Source organism: Spirillospora sp. CA-142024 (assembly GCF_050942325.1).
Taxonomy (GTDB): domain Bacteria; phylum Actinomycetota; class Actinomycetes; order Streptosporangiales; family Streptosporangiaceae; genus Spirillospora.
The window spans coordinates 5,470,760-5,484,512 of the sequence record NZ_CP192077.1 but is presented as its reverse complement, the minus strand read 5'-3'; the positions used below and the strand labels follow the sequence as shown (position 1 = coordinate 5,484,512).

Annotated in this window: 11 protein-coding genes; 5 read left to right on the top strand and 6 right to left on the bottom strand. The window is 72.3% G+C overall.

The window, feature by feature from the left end:
* Window positions 1-16: 16 nt before the first annotated feature.
* Window positions 17-4,930: an HAD-IC family P-type ATPase gene (locus ACQPZP_RS26315; RefSeq protein WP_433472392.1), complete on the bottom strand. Its 4,914-nt coding sequence runs from the start codon at window positions 4,928-4,930 to the stop codon at window positions 17-19.
* Between the two features lie 459 nt (window positions 4,931-5,389).
* The gene (locus ACQPZP_RS26310) at window positions 5,390-6,172 is read right to left on the bottom strand and encodes a CPBP family intramembrane glutamic endopeptidase (protein WP_433472391.1); all 783 of its coding nucleotides are present in this window, start codon (window positions 6,170-6,172) and stop codon (window positions 5,390-5,392) included.
* A 181-nt stretch (window positions 6,173-6,353) separates the two neighbouring features.
* On the opposite strand from ACQPZP_RS26310, the gene ACQPZP_RS26305 reads away from it, so the two are divergent.
* Window positions 6,354-7,133, top strand: coding sequence for a polysaccharide deacetylase family protein (locus tag ACQPZP_RS26305; protein WP_433472390.1), 780 nt, complete (start codon window positions 6,354-6,356; stop codon window positions 7,131-7,133).
* A 134-nt stretch (window positions 7,134-7,267) separates the two neighbouring features.
* On the opposite strand, the gene ACQPZP_RS26300 is transcribed toward ACQPZP_RS26305, so the two are convergent.
* The 3 genes from ACQPZP_RS26300 to ACQPZP_RS26290 all read right to left on the bottom strand — a co-directional run bounded on the left by ACQPZP_RS26300 (window position 7,268) and on the right by ACQPZP_RS26290 (window position 10,016).
* The gene (locus ACQPZP_RS26300) at window positions 7,268-8,560 is read right to left on the bottom strand and encodes a cryptochrome/photolyase family protein (protein WP_433472389.1); all 1,293 of its coding nucleotides are present in this window, start codon (window positions 8,558-8,560) and stop codon (window positions 7,268-7,270) included.
* A 124-nt stretch (window positions 8,561-8,684) separates the two neighbouring features.
* Window positions 8,685-8,981, bottom strand: a complete 297-nt coding sequence (locus ACQPZP_RS26295; RefSeq protein WP_433472388.1) for a hypothetical protein — start codon at window positions 8,979-8,981, stop codon at window positions 8,685-8,687.
* Between the two features lie 81 nt (window positions 8,982-9,062).
* Window positions 9,063-10,016: a MerR family transcriptional regulator gene (locus ACQPZP_RS26290; RefSeq protein WP_433472387.1), complete on the bottom strand. Its 954-nt coding sequence runs from the start codon at window positions 10,014-10,016 to the stop codon at window positions 9,063-9,065.
* A 151-nt stretch (window positions 10,017-10,167) separates the two neighbouring features.
* On the opposite strand from ACQPZP_RS26290, the gene ACQPZP_RS26285 reads away from it, so the two are divergent.
* Both ACQPZP_RS26285 and modA read left to right on the top strand, forming a co-directional pair.
* Window positions 10,168-10,566: a TOBE domain-containing protein gene (locus ACQPZP_RS26285; protein ID WP_433472386.1), complete on the top strand. Its 399-nt coding sequence runs from the start codon at window positions 10,168-10,170 to the stop codon at window positions 10,564-10,566.
* 32 nt (window positions 10,567-10,598) lie between these two features.
* Window positions 10,599-11,381, top strand: coding sequence for a molybdate ABC transporter substrate-binding protein (modA, locus tag ACQPZP_RS26280; protein ID WP_433472385.1), 783 nt, complete (start codon window positions 10,599-10,601; stop codon window positions 11,379-11,381).
* A gap of 28 nt (window positions 11,382-11,409) precedes the next feature.
* On the opposite strand, the gene ACQPZP_RS26275 is transcribed toward modA, so the two are convergent.
* On the bottom strand, window positions 11,410-11,892 hold the full coding sequence (locus ACQPZP_RS26275; protein ID WP_433472384.1) for a hypothetical protein: 483 nt from the start codon (window positions 11,890-11,892) through the stop codon (window positions 11,410-11,412).
* A gap of 152 nt (window positions 11,893-12,044) precedes the next feature.
* On the opposite strand from ACQPZP_RS26275, the gene ACQPZP_RS26270 reads away from it, so the two are divergent.
* Window positions 12,045-12,209, top strand: a complete 165-nt coding sequence (locus tag ACQPZP_RS26270) for a hypothetical protein (protein ID WP_433472383.1) — start codon at window positions 12,045-12,047, stop codon at window positions 12,207-12,209.
* Between the two features lie 69 nt (window positions 12,210-12,278).
* Complete coding sequence (locus ACQPZP_RS26265; protein ID WP_433472382.1) at window positions 12,279-13,691, top strand: FAD/NAD(P)-binding protein; 1,413 nt, start codon at window positions 12,279-12,281, stop codon at window positions 13,689-13,691.
* Window positions 13,692-13,753 lie beyond the last annotated feature (62 nt).

The following is a 13,753-nucleotide window of genomic DNA, read 5'->3' as shown; positions in this document are numbered from 1 at the left end:
AACACCAGTGCCGCAATCAGTGCGTTACGGTCTGTTTGCGCCGGTTTATTGATTTTTCATATCGGGCTTCTGATTCCTTCGGTGGTTCCGCGGTGGAAGGCAGCAGCCTCGGGGCGACGGCGGCCCCCAGCGTCGCCGCCGCGGCCGCCATCGTGGTGATCGTCCAGGCTCCGGGGCCGACCGGGACGCAGCCGAAGAACTGGCTGACGCCTGGTGTCTCGACCACGGCGAACAGGGCCGCGGCCGAGGCCGCGCAGGTGGCCAGGACGAGGGGGCTGTGCCAGCGTGAGATGAGCGTTTGGCCGAGCTGGGCGAACACCAGGGCGGCCAGGCCCATGGTGGACGCGCGGCGGCGTCCTCCGGGGACGAGGCCGGTGAGACGGCCCGCCTGCCAGGAGGCCAGGGCCGCCGCCGCGGTCGCGGTGCCGCGCACCGCCAGCACCTGTCGCATGTCCTGGCCGGTGAACCCGCGTACCGGCGCTCCGCCGAGCGGCGTCGCGGGGTCGGGTCCGGGGTCGGCGGGGGTGATGGCGACGGCGAGCGACGGCAGCATGTCGGTGAACATGTTCACAAGGAGCAGTTGCCGGGTGCTCAGCGGGGCGTTCCCGTCCAGAGCCGTCCCCAGGATGGTGAAGGCCACCTCCCCCGCGTTGCCGCCCACCAGGATCGCGGCGGCGTCCCGGACGCTGTGCCACAGGGCACGGCCCTCGCGCAGCGCGTCGAGGATGAGCGCGGTGTCGGGCGCCGTCAGGACGAGGTCCGCGGCGCTGCGGGCCGCGCCGGAGCCGCGCCCGGCGACCGCGATGCCGACGTCGGCGCGGCGGATGGCCGCGGCGTCGTTCGTCCCGTCGCCGGTCATCGCGACCACCCGTCCGGCCCGGCGCAGGTCCTTGATGATGCGGACCTTCTGGGCCGGGGTGACACGGGCGAAGACCGTCGCGCGCTGGACGGCCTCGACACGCTCGGCGGCGGACAGAACGTCGAGTCCGGCACCGGTGACGACCTTGTGCGCGTCGGGGATGCCGAGTTCGGCGGCCACGGCGACGGCGGTGTCCGGATGGTCACCGGTGATCATGGTGACCTGTATGCCCGCCTCGCGAAGCTGCCGTACCGCCTCCTCGGCGGTGGGACGCGGAGTGTCGGCGATGCCGATGAAACCGAGCAGGACGAGGTCGTCGACGCGCTCGGCGATCTCACCGCGCGCGCCGGCGGCGTCGGGGACGTCCCGTTCGGCGATCGCGAGCACGCGCAGGCCCTGTCCCGCCAGCCGGCGGACGGTCGCGGCGGCGGCGCGGCGCCGGGCGGCGGTGAGCGGCTTGTCCCGTCCACCCTTGCGTCCGTCGTCTCCGCGTTCGGAGGGCTCCCGGCCGCCGCGGACCCGGCTGCATCTGGCCAGGAGCACTTCGGGAGCGCCTTTGACGGCGATGACCGCTCGGTCGCCGTCATACCCGAGCGAGGCGGAGAACCCCCGCGTGGTCTCGAAGGGCAGTTCCTCTTCCAGACGCCACCGGGTGTCGGGCGGCAGGTTCTCCATGCGCTCCAGGACGGCCCGGTCGGTGGCGTGGGGGGCCTGCCGGCCGCCCGGCGGCGGGCAGGCCCGCGCGGCGACCCGCAGGATGCTCCGGCCGCCCTCCCCGGTCAGGGGCAGCGGACGGGCGGGACCGGACGCGCGGACCACACGGAGCCGGCCCTCGGTGAGGGTGCCGGTCTTGTCGAAGCACAGGGTGTCCACCCGGCCGAGTGCCTCCAGCGCCCGTGTGGAGCGGACCAGCACGCCCAGGCGCGACAGCCGCCGCGCCGCCGCCAGCTGGGAGATGGTGGCGACCAGGGGCAGCCCCTCGGGGACGGCCGCCACCGCGACCGCGACACCGGATCCGAGGGCGCGGCGCAGGGGCAGCCCGCGCAGCATCCCGAGCAGGGTGACCGCCGCGCCGCCCAGAGCCGTGGCGGGCAGGGCCCGGTGAGTGAGCTCGGCCAGGTGGGCCTGCATGCTGGAGGAGATGTCAGCGGCACCGGCGAGGGCGGCGGCCCGTCCTGCCTCGGTGGCCTCGGCAGTGGCGACGACGACGGCGACCGCGTCTCCTGCCACGACCGTGGTGCCCTCGTAGACCATGCAGTGGCGGTCGGCAGGGTCGGCGCCCGGTGACGGCTCGATGCTCTTGTCGACGGGAACCGACTCACCGGTGAGTGCGGCCTCGTCCACCTCCAGGGATTCGGCCCACAGCAGCCGGGCGTCCGCGGGCACGACGTCCTCCGAGCGCAGCAGGATCACGTCTCCGGCATGCAGGCGGTCGGCCGTGATCCGGTCGCTCTCCGCGGTCCGCAGCCGCGCGAATTCCTCCTCACCCGCCGTGCCCCGTCCTGCTCGGCTCCCCATGACCGTCTGCGCGTCGACCCGCAGACGGCGGGCGTGGATCCGCTGCGTCAACAGCAGTTCGCCCAGAGCCTTCTCCGCCCGCATGCGCTGGGCGCCGCCGACGAGGGCGTTGCCCGCCACGACTCCGGCGACGAGCAGCGCGTCCACGCTTGAGCCGACCACCGCCGAAGCCGCCGCCCCGAGTGCGAGGACGGGAGTCAGCGGGTCGGCGAGTTCCTGCCGCACGGCCGCGGCGATCCGCACCCCCGTTCCGGCGGGTCTCGCCACGGTCCGGCGCAGCAGCGGCACCTTCGCGAGCTCTGCGGCCCGCGTGTCCGCGCCGTTGCCGGTCGCGCGCCCGGCGGCGATGCGCGACAACCGCCGCCACGCTTCCCCGGCGGTGAGGGCGTGCCAGTCGTCCCGGACGACGGGCACCGGAAGCGGGCGGTGGTTCAGCCACCGGGCGCTCACCGCGTTGGCCGCCATCGCCGACAACGACGCCGCGTACACCGGAGGAAGGTCGTGCCAGGACCCGACCACGCGGCGCAGCCGCACGCGACCGGGGCGGCGCCGGCGCGGCCTGCCCGCGATCAGCAGCGCACCCAGCGCGGACGCGCTCAGCGACAACTGTGCGGCACGCTCGCTGGCACGCCGGGCCGGCCGGACCGCCACCAGCAGCCGCCACGCCTCCGCCAGGCCCGGACCGCACAGCAGGTCGGCGCGCCAGTCGGCCGGACGGTCATCGCGCAGTACGCCGATCCCCACGTCAGCCGCATCGAGCGCCTGATCCTGCCCGCATGCGACGGCCAGAACCCCATGCCCGTCGCGCTGCAGGTCACTCACGCATCGCGCCAGCCGGTCCGCGGCCACCGCGGAGTCGTCGCCCCAGGCCAGCAGCTCCCGGGTGCTGGCGTGCTCGGTCAGGACCACCACGCCGGCCGCCTCGTGCGCCGCCGACAGCAGAGCCTCCGCCAGGGGGTCGAGCGAGGATCCGACCCGCACCCGGCCGCACCGTCTTCGCCGCTCGTCGAGCAGGTCCAGCGTGACGCCGGACGGGTCGGCGGGGCCGCCGGACGGTGCGTCGGCCGCCCGCTCCAGCCGGTACCCCGCCCCCTCCCGACGGCTCTCGGGCCTCCCCGGCCATGGGCCGGGCCCTTCCAGGTCATCGCGGTCGTACCCGGCCAGCAGCGCGCCGGCGGCACGCCACACGCCCGCGTCGTCCAGCACATCACCGGTGGAGACCGCCGACAGCAGCCGCAGCTCCCCATCGCACAGCACGGCGGAATCGATCACCACCGCGCTGACCCGGTCCAGCCGCCGCAGTGCCCCCGGATCCAGTTGCACCACGCCACGCCGCGCGAGGTCATGGGCCAGCACCGCCGCGAACGCCTCCCGCCCGTGCCGCGCCGCCTTCGGCACGGTCGCCAACAGCAGGTCGGCGACGGCGGACACATCGCGCGTGCTCACCAGGACCCCGACGGATCCGATGAGGTGACCCAGCGACGTGCGGTCCGCGGCCTTCTCCACCGGCCCGTCCGGAAGCGGGCACGGACGCTGGGCACGGCCACCCCAGTCCTGCGGCTGGCGGCCGCCCGCCAGCCGGGGCTCGCGGGCCTCCCACACCTGGCGTCGCGCCTGGATCTCGTAGAGCTGAAAGACCCGGTGGGCGGCGTCGACGATCACCGGGACGAGCCCGTGCCCGACCCCGTGCACGACGGCACTGGCCACACCGAGCAGAGCGTCGGCGCGCGGCACGCCCAGTTGCCGCTCCAGGCCCTCCCGCACCCTGGGCATGGTGTCCGCGACCGACACCGCCGCCACCACCGGCCTCGGCACCGGCGGAAGGAGCAGCAACCGCCCGGCCAGCGCTCCAGCGGCGCCCGCGCAGTCGGCCACCAGAGCGGACATCGTCGCCGTCCACGCCATCTCGTCGTCCGGTCGCTGCGCGTGCGCGGCCTCGTCGAAACGGGCGGCCCCGTGGGCCTCCTCCACGTCCTCGACCGTCGACACCAAGGTGTCGAGGTCCACGGCGCCTTCCGCGTACGCCACCAGGACGTGCCCGGTGACGGCGTTGACCTCCGCCAGGTTCACGCCTTCCAGATCCAGAAGCGCCTCTCTCAGCGCATTGGTGTAGCGCCGGTGCCGCGGTCCGCTGCTCGATAGACCGTTCACTCGGATGTGCGCCCGTCCGCTCCGCGCCCACACCCTCCGCCTGGGGCCTCCTGCAGCCAACGCGACCACCGCCCCGGCCGCACCGGTCGCACGGCCGAGCTTCGCCTCCGCCGCTGTTCGGACCGCGGACCCCACGCCCGACCCGCGATCCTTCTGATCGGGCGATTCGTCGTTTTCTTGGCGCCCTTGCGCGGCTTCCACGCCCTCAATGCCCGCACGCAGGGCACTCGCGCCGACCTGCTGGGCGGTCCCCGCGGCGACCTGGGCGGTGGCCCCAGCCCCGGCCGCGGTCGCCCGCACCCCCGCCACCGCACCCCTGGCGGCCAGCGCCGAAGCGGAGGCCGCCGCCGCGAACGGCGCGGCGAGCACCGCCTTGGCAACCGAATTCCCCGCGATTCCCATCGCCGGCTCCCCCCGCCCGCGCAAAACCGACACCGACCACTGGATCCGCCACCGGCCGCCGAGTACCCGCGACAGGAGCCCACAAACAGCCAAGCCACCTGCTCAGCCCGCTTCGGAGCGGCACCGGGCAGCCGGCCGGCCATCCGGATCCCCGGCCACCGGTCAGCAGGAGCACGACCGGGACGGGCCGCGAGGTCATCCGCTCCTCGGTCTTCTCACGGCCACCGGCCCGGTCGTGGCCGCAGCGCACAAGCAGATCGTGGTGAACGACCAGAGGCCGGCACCGGCTGCGCCGATGATCGCACCGGTGACCACCGTGGTGGGCACCCCGTTGATGCCAAGCCGCATACCGTGCACGCTCTGGATGCCCATCGCGGCCGCCGCCAACCCCACACGTGCCTGATTCGGGCCGGGCACGGCCGCCGCCTGAGCCGTCCCGGGATGCCCGTCCATCGGCGGTCAGGGCTTGGGCAGCCAGGAGACCTTTCCGGCCAGGGCCACCGAACCGACGAACGCCACGATGTCGATCAGCGCGTGCGCGACCAGGAGCGGCATGACGCGGCCCCACCGGCGGTACAGCCGGGCGAAGATCAGGCCCATCACCATGTTGCCCGCCAGCCCGCCCAGGCCCTGGTAGAGGTGATAGCTGCCGCGCACCGCCGCGCTCGTCACGTCTGCCTTCCAGTCCGGCCAGCCGAGCTGGCCGAGCCGATGCAGCAGATACCCCAGCACGATGACCTCTTCGAGCACCGCGTTCTGGACCGCCGACAGCACCAGAACCGGGATCCGCCACCACACGTCCCCCAGCGTCGAGGGGACGACGGTCAGGTTCGCACCCAGGCCGCGCGCGGCCAGATACAGGCCGAGCCCGGAACCGCCGATGACCGCCGCCACCGTGGCTCCGCGCACCAGATCCATGCCGCGCGGGGCCCAGCCGACTCCCAGCGTTCGTCGCAGCGGTTCACCGCCGCGGTTCATCAGATGGGCCACCAGGGCGACCGGCACCAGGGCGGTGGCGAGGAAGAACAGCTGCCAGGCCAGACCCAGCCACGGGCGCCCCGGGGCGGCGTCGGTGACCAGCGACGCCGCCTGCCGGTTCAGCGCCTTGCCCGCGGTCACCGAGCCCAGGAAGGAAATGAGCGCCGAAACCGCCGAGGCGCCCAGGGACACAGCGAACACCAGCCATACCTCGCCGACGAGCACGCGGCGTCCGGGAAGCGGTGCGGTCTCCTCAGCGGTCACGGCGACGATCGTCGCACGAGCCGGCCGCCTCCGGCCGACCTGTCGTTTCCGGGACGCGTCGCGGAAACGGTCCGGCGGTGTTCGGCTGGGAGCACGGGCGAATCACGGCAATAGCGGCAAACCTGCCGGGGTCTTGGGCAGTCTTACAGGGCAACGCCCCTCGGACGATAAGGACACCCGAATGGACCGTCGTCAGGTGCTCACCATGCTCGCCGCCGCCGCGGCGGGAGTCGCGGCCGGGGTGACCCCCGAACTGTGGCGCCATGAAGGGCATCGGCCGGCGCATGCGGCGGAGGTCCGGCGGACGCCGGCCCCACCGCCCGATCCGGGGTTCGCGCCCGCCGGGAACCTCAGAGCCGTCACCAACCCGATCCGCTCCCTGCACGACCTGACTCCGGCCGCGCCGCCGAGCGCGGTGGCGCTGACCATCGACGACGGGCCGCACCCGTACTGGACGCCCAAGGTCCTGGACGTGCTCGCCGAGTTCGAGGTGCCCGCGACCTTCAACATGATCGGGAGACAGGTGCCGGGGAACGCCCGGGTCGTCCAGCGGATCGTCGCGGCGGGCCACCAGATCGCCGATCACACGCTCAACCACCCGATCAACCTCCCCGCGCTGCCAGAAGCGCGCATCCGCCAGGAGATCGCCGAGGCGCACGACCGTATCGCCCAGGCCGCCTCGGCGGCCCCGCGGTTCTTCCGCTCCCCGGGCGGCGCCTGGTCGCAGCAGGTCGTGGACATCGCGACCTCGCTGGAGATGATCTGTGTCGGCTGGGGAGTCGACCCGCGCGACTGGGCCCGTCCCGGAGTCCCGCACATCACTAGCGACCTCGAAACGGCCAAGCCGGGCGACATCCTGCTGTGCCATGACGGCGGCGGTGACCGCTCCCAGACCGTCACGGCACTGCGCACCGTCCTGCCCGCCCTCAAGAAGCGCGGCCTGACCTTCGTCGCCCTCTGAGACACCCGGGGCTGACGGGGTCCCTCGCCTTAGCACGCCGGTGACCGCATTTGTCGGTGGACAGGTGAACATGGGCCTGGCGCTGGCGCCGCGCAACTGGCCGCAGAACGCCGTCCGCTCCTCAAGCAGGCACGTCAGTCGATGTCGATGATGGGCGGCGGGTAGGCCGATGCTCGTCGGCCGGACGCCGGAAGTGTCCAGGGGCGATGGACGCGCGAGCCTTCGATATCGGCGAGTTCGGCCACGTATCGGCGGACGTAGTCGCCGTGGGGGTCGAAGCGGGACGCCTGCCGGAGTGGGCTCATGACCTGGCCGGGCCGGGTGTTGTTGCCGGTGCCGGCCACCCACTGCCAGTTGCCCGCGTTGTCGGCGATGTCGCCGTCGGTGAGCCGGTCGTTGAAGTGGCGCAGGCCGTGCCGCCAGTCGATGCCGAGGTCGCGGGTCAGGAACGACGCGGTGATCAGGCGTGCACGGTTGTGCATGAAGCCCTCGCTGCGCAGTTGCCGCATGCCCGCGTCGACGATCGGGACGCCCGTCATGCCGTCCCGCCAGGCGGCGAGGGCGTCCTCGTCGCTGTTCCACCGATGTCCGCGTGGCCGGTAGTCGTCCCTGGCGAGCGCGGGGAAGGCGGCGGCGACCTGATGGTGGAAGTCCCGCCAGGCGAGCTGGCGCCGGAAGGCGCTCGGGCCTGCGTTCGCCAGTTCCAGCGGGGAGATGCAGCCGAACTTCAAGTACGGGCTCAGCCGGGAGGTTCGGTCGGCGGCGAGGTCGTCATGAGCCCGGTCGTAGTCCGCGGCGGCTTCGCGCAGCCATCGCGTCATGCGCCGCCGTCCCGCCCGCTCACCGCCGGGCGTCGGCTCAGGCGACGGCGAGCCGGAGATCAGGTCGGCGAGCCGCGGCAGCGGACCGGCTCTCACACCGGATGGCAGACGGATCGCCTTGGGCTCGTCCGCGATCGGACGCCGTCGGGCCGCGTCCCAGGCCCGCCAGTACGGCGTGAACACCCGGTAGTGATCGCCTCCCGCCGGGGTGAGCTCTCCAGGCGGGACGACCGTGATGCCCGGATGCGCCGACACCTCCATGCCGAGCTCGCGGAGTCCGCCGAGTCGTCGCGTGCCGTAAGCCGATCGCTCGTCGGCGACGGCCAGCGAACTCGCGCCGGTCCGGCCCGCCAGCCGGGCGGCCTCCGTGACCGGATCACCGCGGCGCACCACCAGATCCCCGCCCAGATCGCGGAGGGACGCACGAAGATCGGCAAGGCTTTCCAGGAGGAACCGGACGCGGTCGGGTGCAGCGAACGGCCCGTTCAGGATCGCGTCATCGAAGACGAAGACCGGCACGACATGCTCGGCCCGGCACGCCGCCGTCAGCGCGGGGTTGTCGCGGACACGCAGGTCGCGGGTGAACAGCATGATCGAGGTGCTCATCGCTCAGGTCCTTGCGGTGGTACCCGCACCCGGTTGCACCAGGCCACGCGGGGTTCGGCTCGTCCACCTGGACGAGCCGAAGCCGCGGCTCGCCCCAGTCGGCCTGGGTGATCGTGACCGGGCGTCAGGTGGCTGAAGGGGGGAGTGCCCTGAAGGAACACGAACTGTTATCGACGGTCCGTGAGACCGGCCGCATCGACACGGCTGCGCGGTCGGTTGTGGTGAGCGAATGTCGGTGTTCAACGCGGTGGTGAATCCGCACCGCGCCGCGCACGGGATCAGCGAGGGCCGCAGTGGTGTCGATGCGGGCCGTGCGACCGATCAGCTCGGCGTTGCTCACATCCAGCAGAGTCCCCATTACCCCGGCCTTCAGGCCGCGCCGGCCGAAGACCATCTGAGGCCATGCGATGTTCAACGCCATGTTGACTCCGAGGCTGGCGGGCAGCGCCCGGCGTCCGCGGCCACTGTGGACGCGTACGTGGGGATGCGGACCCGGGACTGGTCAGCGTTGAGGCGCCACCACGCGCAGTGCCTCCAGCGCTCCGGACAGGGAGGTCGCGAAGGACACTTCACGCGGGAGCCGGTCGCGGTCCCAGCCGGGCCCGCCGACAACCATGCGCGGAGGGGAACGCCTGGCGGGCAGGCTGGTGAGCCAGGACGGGTCACCGGTCTCGGCGGTCTGCGACCACACGAAGACCGTGTGAGCCCCGGCCCGGTCGATCGCGGCGGCCAGCGCGGGCACCGGCACCCGCGCCCCCAGCATGAGCCTCGTGGCGCCGGCCTCCGTCAGTGCGGCGGCCAGCGCTAGGACCGGCAGGCAGTGCTGCTCCTCCGGGGCGCACGCCAGCAGGACGGGGCCGCGGCCCCGCCGGTCCGGATAGGCCGCCTCTGACGGCGCCGCCGTGACCAGGCAGCGCGACAGCACCGCCGACAGCAGATGCTCCACCTCCACATACCTGCCGCTGGTCGCGTGCTTGCGTCCGATCCAGGTGAGCACCGGCGCCATGACCTGGTCCCACGCCGCTGTGACGCCCTCCTGCCGCAACGCCGCTTGCACGATGCCGGTCATCGTGAACTCGTCCAGTGCCATCGCCGCGCGCTCCAGGTCCCTGGCCTGTGCGGCTTGCGGGGCCTCGCGCCCGGCGGCCGACGCGTCCACGGCGATGCGGTCGGCACCGGCATCGTGGCCGCTCGGCACCGGGAGCCGGCCGGACGGGGCGTCCAGAGCGGCCTCCGCGGCCTCGGCCGGTGGCGCTCCGGCGGAGACCAGTTGCCGCATGGCCTCGAGCCGGGCGAGGTCGTCCGGGGTGTAGTGGCGTCGCCCGCCGGGACCGCGGCCCGTCGGGCCGATCCCGTACCGGCGGTCCCAGGCGCGCACGGTGGAAGCCGCCAAACCCAGCCGGCGCGCCACCGCGTCCAGATCGAGCCCGGCCCCTCCGCCTGCCGCGTCCTCCATGCCCACCCCATACCCAGCCCGGCGGCCTTCTCTCCGGCAGGCCGCCGACCAGCGTGATATCTCACACGCGGCGGAATTGCCTACGTTCACATGGCAGATGCCCCATGGATCGGGCTACAGCTATGGATTCTGCGAGAGTAGATTGATGTCCATGGCGGAGTACCGGATCAACGAGGTGGCCGCGGTGCTGGGGGTCAGCCCTGACACCGTGCGCCGCTGGGTCGATGCCGAGCGCCTCCCGGCGCGGCGCGACCAGACCGGACGGCGCCTGGTCGAGGGCGCGGACCTGGCCGCGTTCGCCCGCGACCGGCTAGGGAACGGACAGGGGCAAAGCTCCACATCCTCGGCCCGCAACCGGCTGCGCGGGATCGTGACCGACGTCGTCCGGGACGGGGTGATGGCCCAGGTGGAGATCACCACCGGCCCCTACCGGGTCGTGTCGCTGATGAGCCGGGAGGCCGCCGACCAGCTCGATCTGCGGGTCGGCGTGCTCGCCGAAGCAGTGATCAAGTCCACCAACGTCGTCGTCGAACGTCCCGCCTCCGGCTGACCGCCGCCGGTTCACCCCCACTTGGAGTTGCTGTGCTGCTCAAGCGTCTGACCACCGGCATCGTCGGCGTCACCCTGCTCGCGGCGGCCGCCGCCGGCTGCGGCGACACCGACGACAAGTCCAGCGGCTCCGGCGGGGGCGGCAAGACGGTGACGGTGTTCGCCGCCGCATCCCTGACCGGAACGTTCACCACGCTCGGCAAGACCTTCGAGAGCTCCCACCCGGGGGTCAAGGTCCGCTTCAGCTTCGGCGGCAGTTCCACCCTGGCCCAGCAGATCACCCAGGGCGCCCCGGCCGACGTGTTCGCCGCCGCCAGCCCCGCCACCATGAAGACGGTCACCGACGCGCACCTGGCCGGCGGACAGCCGCAGACCTTCGTCCGCAACCGCCTCCAGATCGCCACGCCCGCCGACAACCCCGGCAAGGTCACCGGCCTGAAAGACCTGGCCGACCCCAAGCTCAAAGTGGTGCTGTGCGCCGAGCCGGTCCCGTGCGGCGCAGCCGCCAAGAAGGCCCTGGCCGCCGCCGGCGTGACCGTCAAGCCCGTGTCCCTGGAACAGGACGTCAAGGGCGCCCTCAACAAGGTCACCCTCGGCGAGGCCGACGCCGCACTGGTCTACCGCACCGACGTCAAGGCCGCCGGTACCAAGGTCCACGGCATCGACTTCCCCGAGTCCGCCAAGGCCATCAACGACTACCTCATCGCCACCCTGAGCAAGGCGCCCCAATCCGGCCTGGCCAAGGAGTTCGTCCAGCTCGTTCTGTCACCGCAGGGCAAGCAAGTCCTGTCCGCAGCCGGCTTCGAAGCCCCCTGATCCCACCCCGCGTGGCTTGCGCCCGACCTCAATTCCCTTCTCTCTCGGATCGCTTGATACTGCGGTGGCGGGTGACCCATGGCACGATCACGGCGGCTGCCGAGGCCGTGAACAGCATGACCTTTTCACCCGTGGTGACGCCTCCCATCGCGGAGACCGCCAAGGCCACCGCCGCGCCGACGGTGACGCCGAGAGCAGGCCACCACGAGCCATTGAACATCACTCGGAAGCCCAGTGCGCACACTGCAAGTCCCCACAACCAGACTCCGATCATTACTGCGACAAAACTATCCATTCCCTCGTCCGGCACTCCGCAGGAGCGCTGGCCGCGGCTGTTGTAGTGGTAATCGCACCCGGCGTCGATGCTCCCTGCGATCCCCCAGATCAACAGGAAGGTGGTGCCGGTCAAGGTGACCACGATGAACCACCCGGCGGCGACGGATGGAAGCCATTTTTCTCCGGGCAAGAGCTTCCGGGGTGGCAGACGGCCGTTCTGGCCGGCAAGCGGCATTGAGGCTCCTCGTTCTCAATGGTGCATATCTCGCAGCACCCAGTTCTCCCCTCTCGGACGTGCCGCCCTTCCTGATCGTTCCCTTCTTAAGATCGCCGGACTTGAATACAGAAAGTCAGGTGACGACCGCACTACTCTAAGTTCGAAAATGCGTGGACCGCCGTGCACGTCCGTGGCCGGGCGCGCGCGCCAGGCGTCCGTCCAGAGTCCCCACCCACGCAGGCCGCCCTGAACGCCGCAAGGCGGCGGACGGCCCCTTCGGCCTGCTCGCCGGATTCGTCGGCTCCAGGACCCTCGGCATCATGGCCGGTTCGTGAAAGCAGCCACGCCACGCTCGGACGGTTTTGCGATAATTCTTGTAGGAAATAACGGCTATCCTTGGACGTATGCCTGACCGTGTCGCTCGCAGCGGAAGCACACCCCTGGTCGCCGTGGTGGGCGGTGGTGCGAGCGCGACGCTGGTCGCGACGCACCTCTTGCGGCGCACCGGTTCGGTGCCGCGGCTGCTCCTCATCGACAGGGGTGGCCTGCACGGCCGAGGCCAGGCGTACTCCACCGAGGACCCGAACCATCTCCTGAACGCCCGTGCGATGAACATGAGCGGCGTCCAGGACGATCCCGGCCATCTGGTGGACTGGGCACGATCGCAGGGGTTCGAAGTCTCCGGAGAAGACTTCCTGCCGCGCTCGCTGTACGGCCGCTACCTGCGGGACCTGCTCGACACCTCGGTTGGGACGCGGCCCGGGCACGTGACCGAGCTGACCGGCACCGTGCTGTCGCTCGCGGCGGAGCCCTCCGCCACGGACTGGCGGCTCCGCCTGGCCGATGGCACCTCATACCGTGCCGATGCGGTCGTGCTGGCCGTCGGCAATCAAGCACCAGGCCGCCTGCCGTGGGAGCCGCCACGGCCCCGGTACATCGCTGATCCTTGGCGGCGTGGAGCGTTGGACGTCATCGATGACGACGAGCCCGTCCTCATCGTCGGCACCGGACTGACCATGGTCGACCTGGCCATCAGCCTGACCGGACGCCATCCGGACCGCGTCGTCTACGCCCTCTCCCGCCACGGGCTGCTGCCCCGGCCCCACCATCCGCCGCCACGCCCGCCCGAGGCCCAGATCGTCCTTCCCCCCGATCCGCTGACCCTGCGTGAGCTGCTGCGCTGGGCAAGGCTCACCGTGGATGGCAATGGCGGGGAGTGGCACGGCTTCGTCGACGCCGTCCGTCCGCACGTCCCGGCCCTGTGGGGGAGTCTGTCCGAGGCCGACCGGCGGCGCTTTCTGAATCTGGTCGCCCGGCACTGGGAGGTGCATCGCCACCGGATTCCGCCCGCCTCCGCCGCCCGGATCGACGCCCTGCGCGCCGATGGACGCCTGCGCATTCTCCACGCCAGCATCGACGACGTCCGCGCCGTTGCGCAACGCCGACTCTCCGTGCGAGTCAGGAACGGCGGAAAGACCTCGGAACTGCAGATCGGCTGGCTGATCAACGGCACCGGACCCGCCGCCACGCCCGGAACCGATGCGCTCCTGTCCGGCCTCGTCACCGCGGGAATCGCCCGTCCCGGACCCCTCGGCCTCGGCTTGGACGCCGACCCCGACGGCGCCGTGCGCGACGCTGCGGGCCGTTTCCACGAGAACCTGTTCACCCTCGGACCGCCCCTGCGCGGAGTCCGCTACGAGACCACCGCCATCCCCGAGATCCGCGCCCAGGCCGCCGCCCTCGCCGACCGCCTCACCCTCCTCAGCCGCTCCGGCCACCGAGAGCCCAACAGCGAGAGCCGACCCATCCCGTCCTGATGAACTGCTCGACCACAGCTCGATCTCGACTCGCTCGACGCCCTGTGAGCACGAGGCCCCAG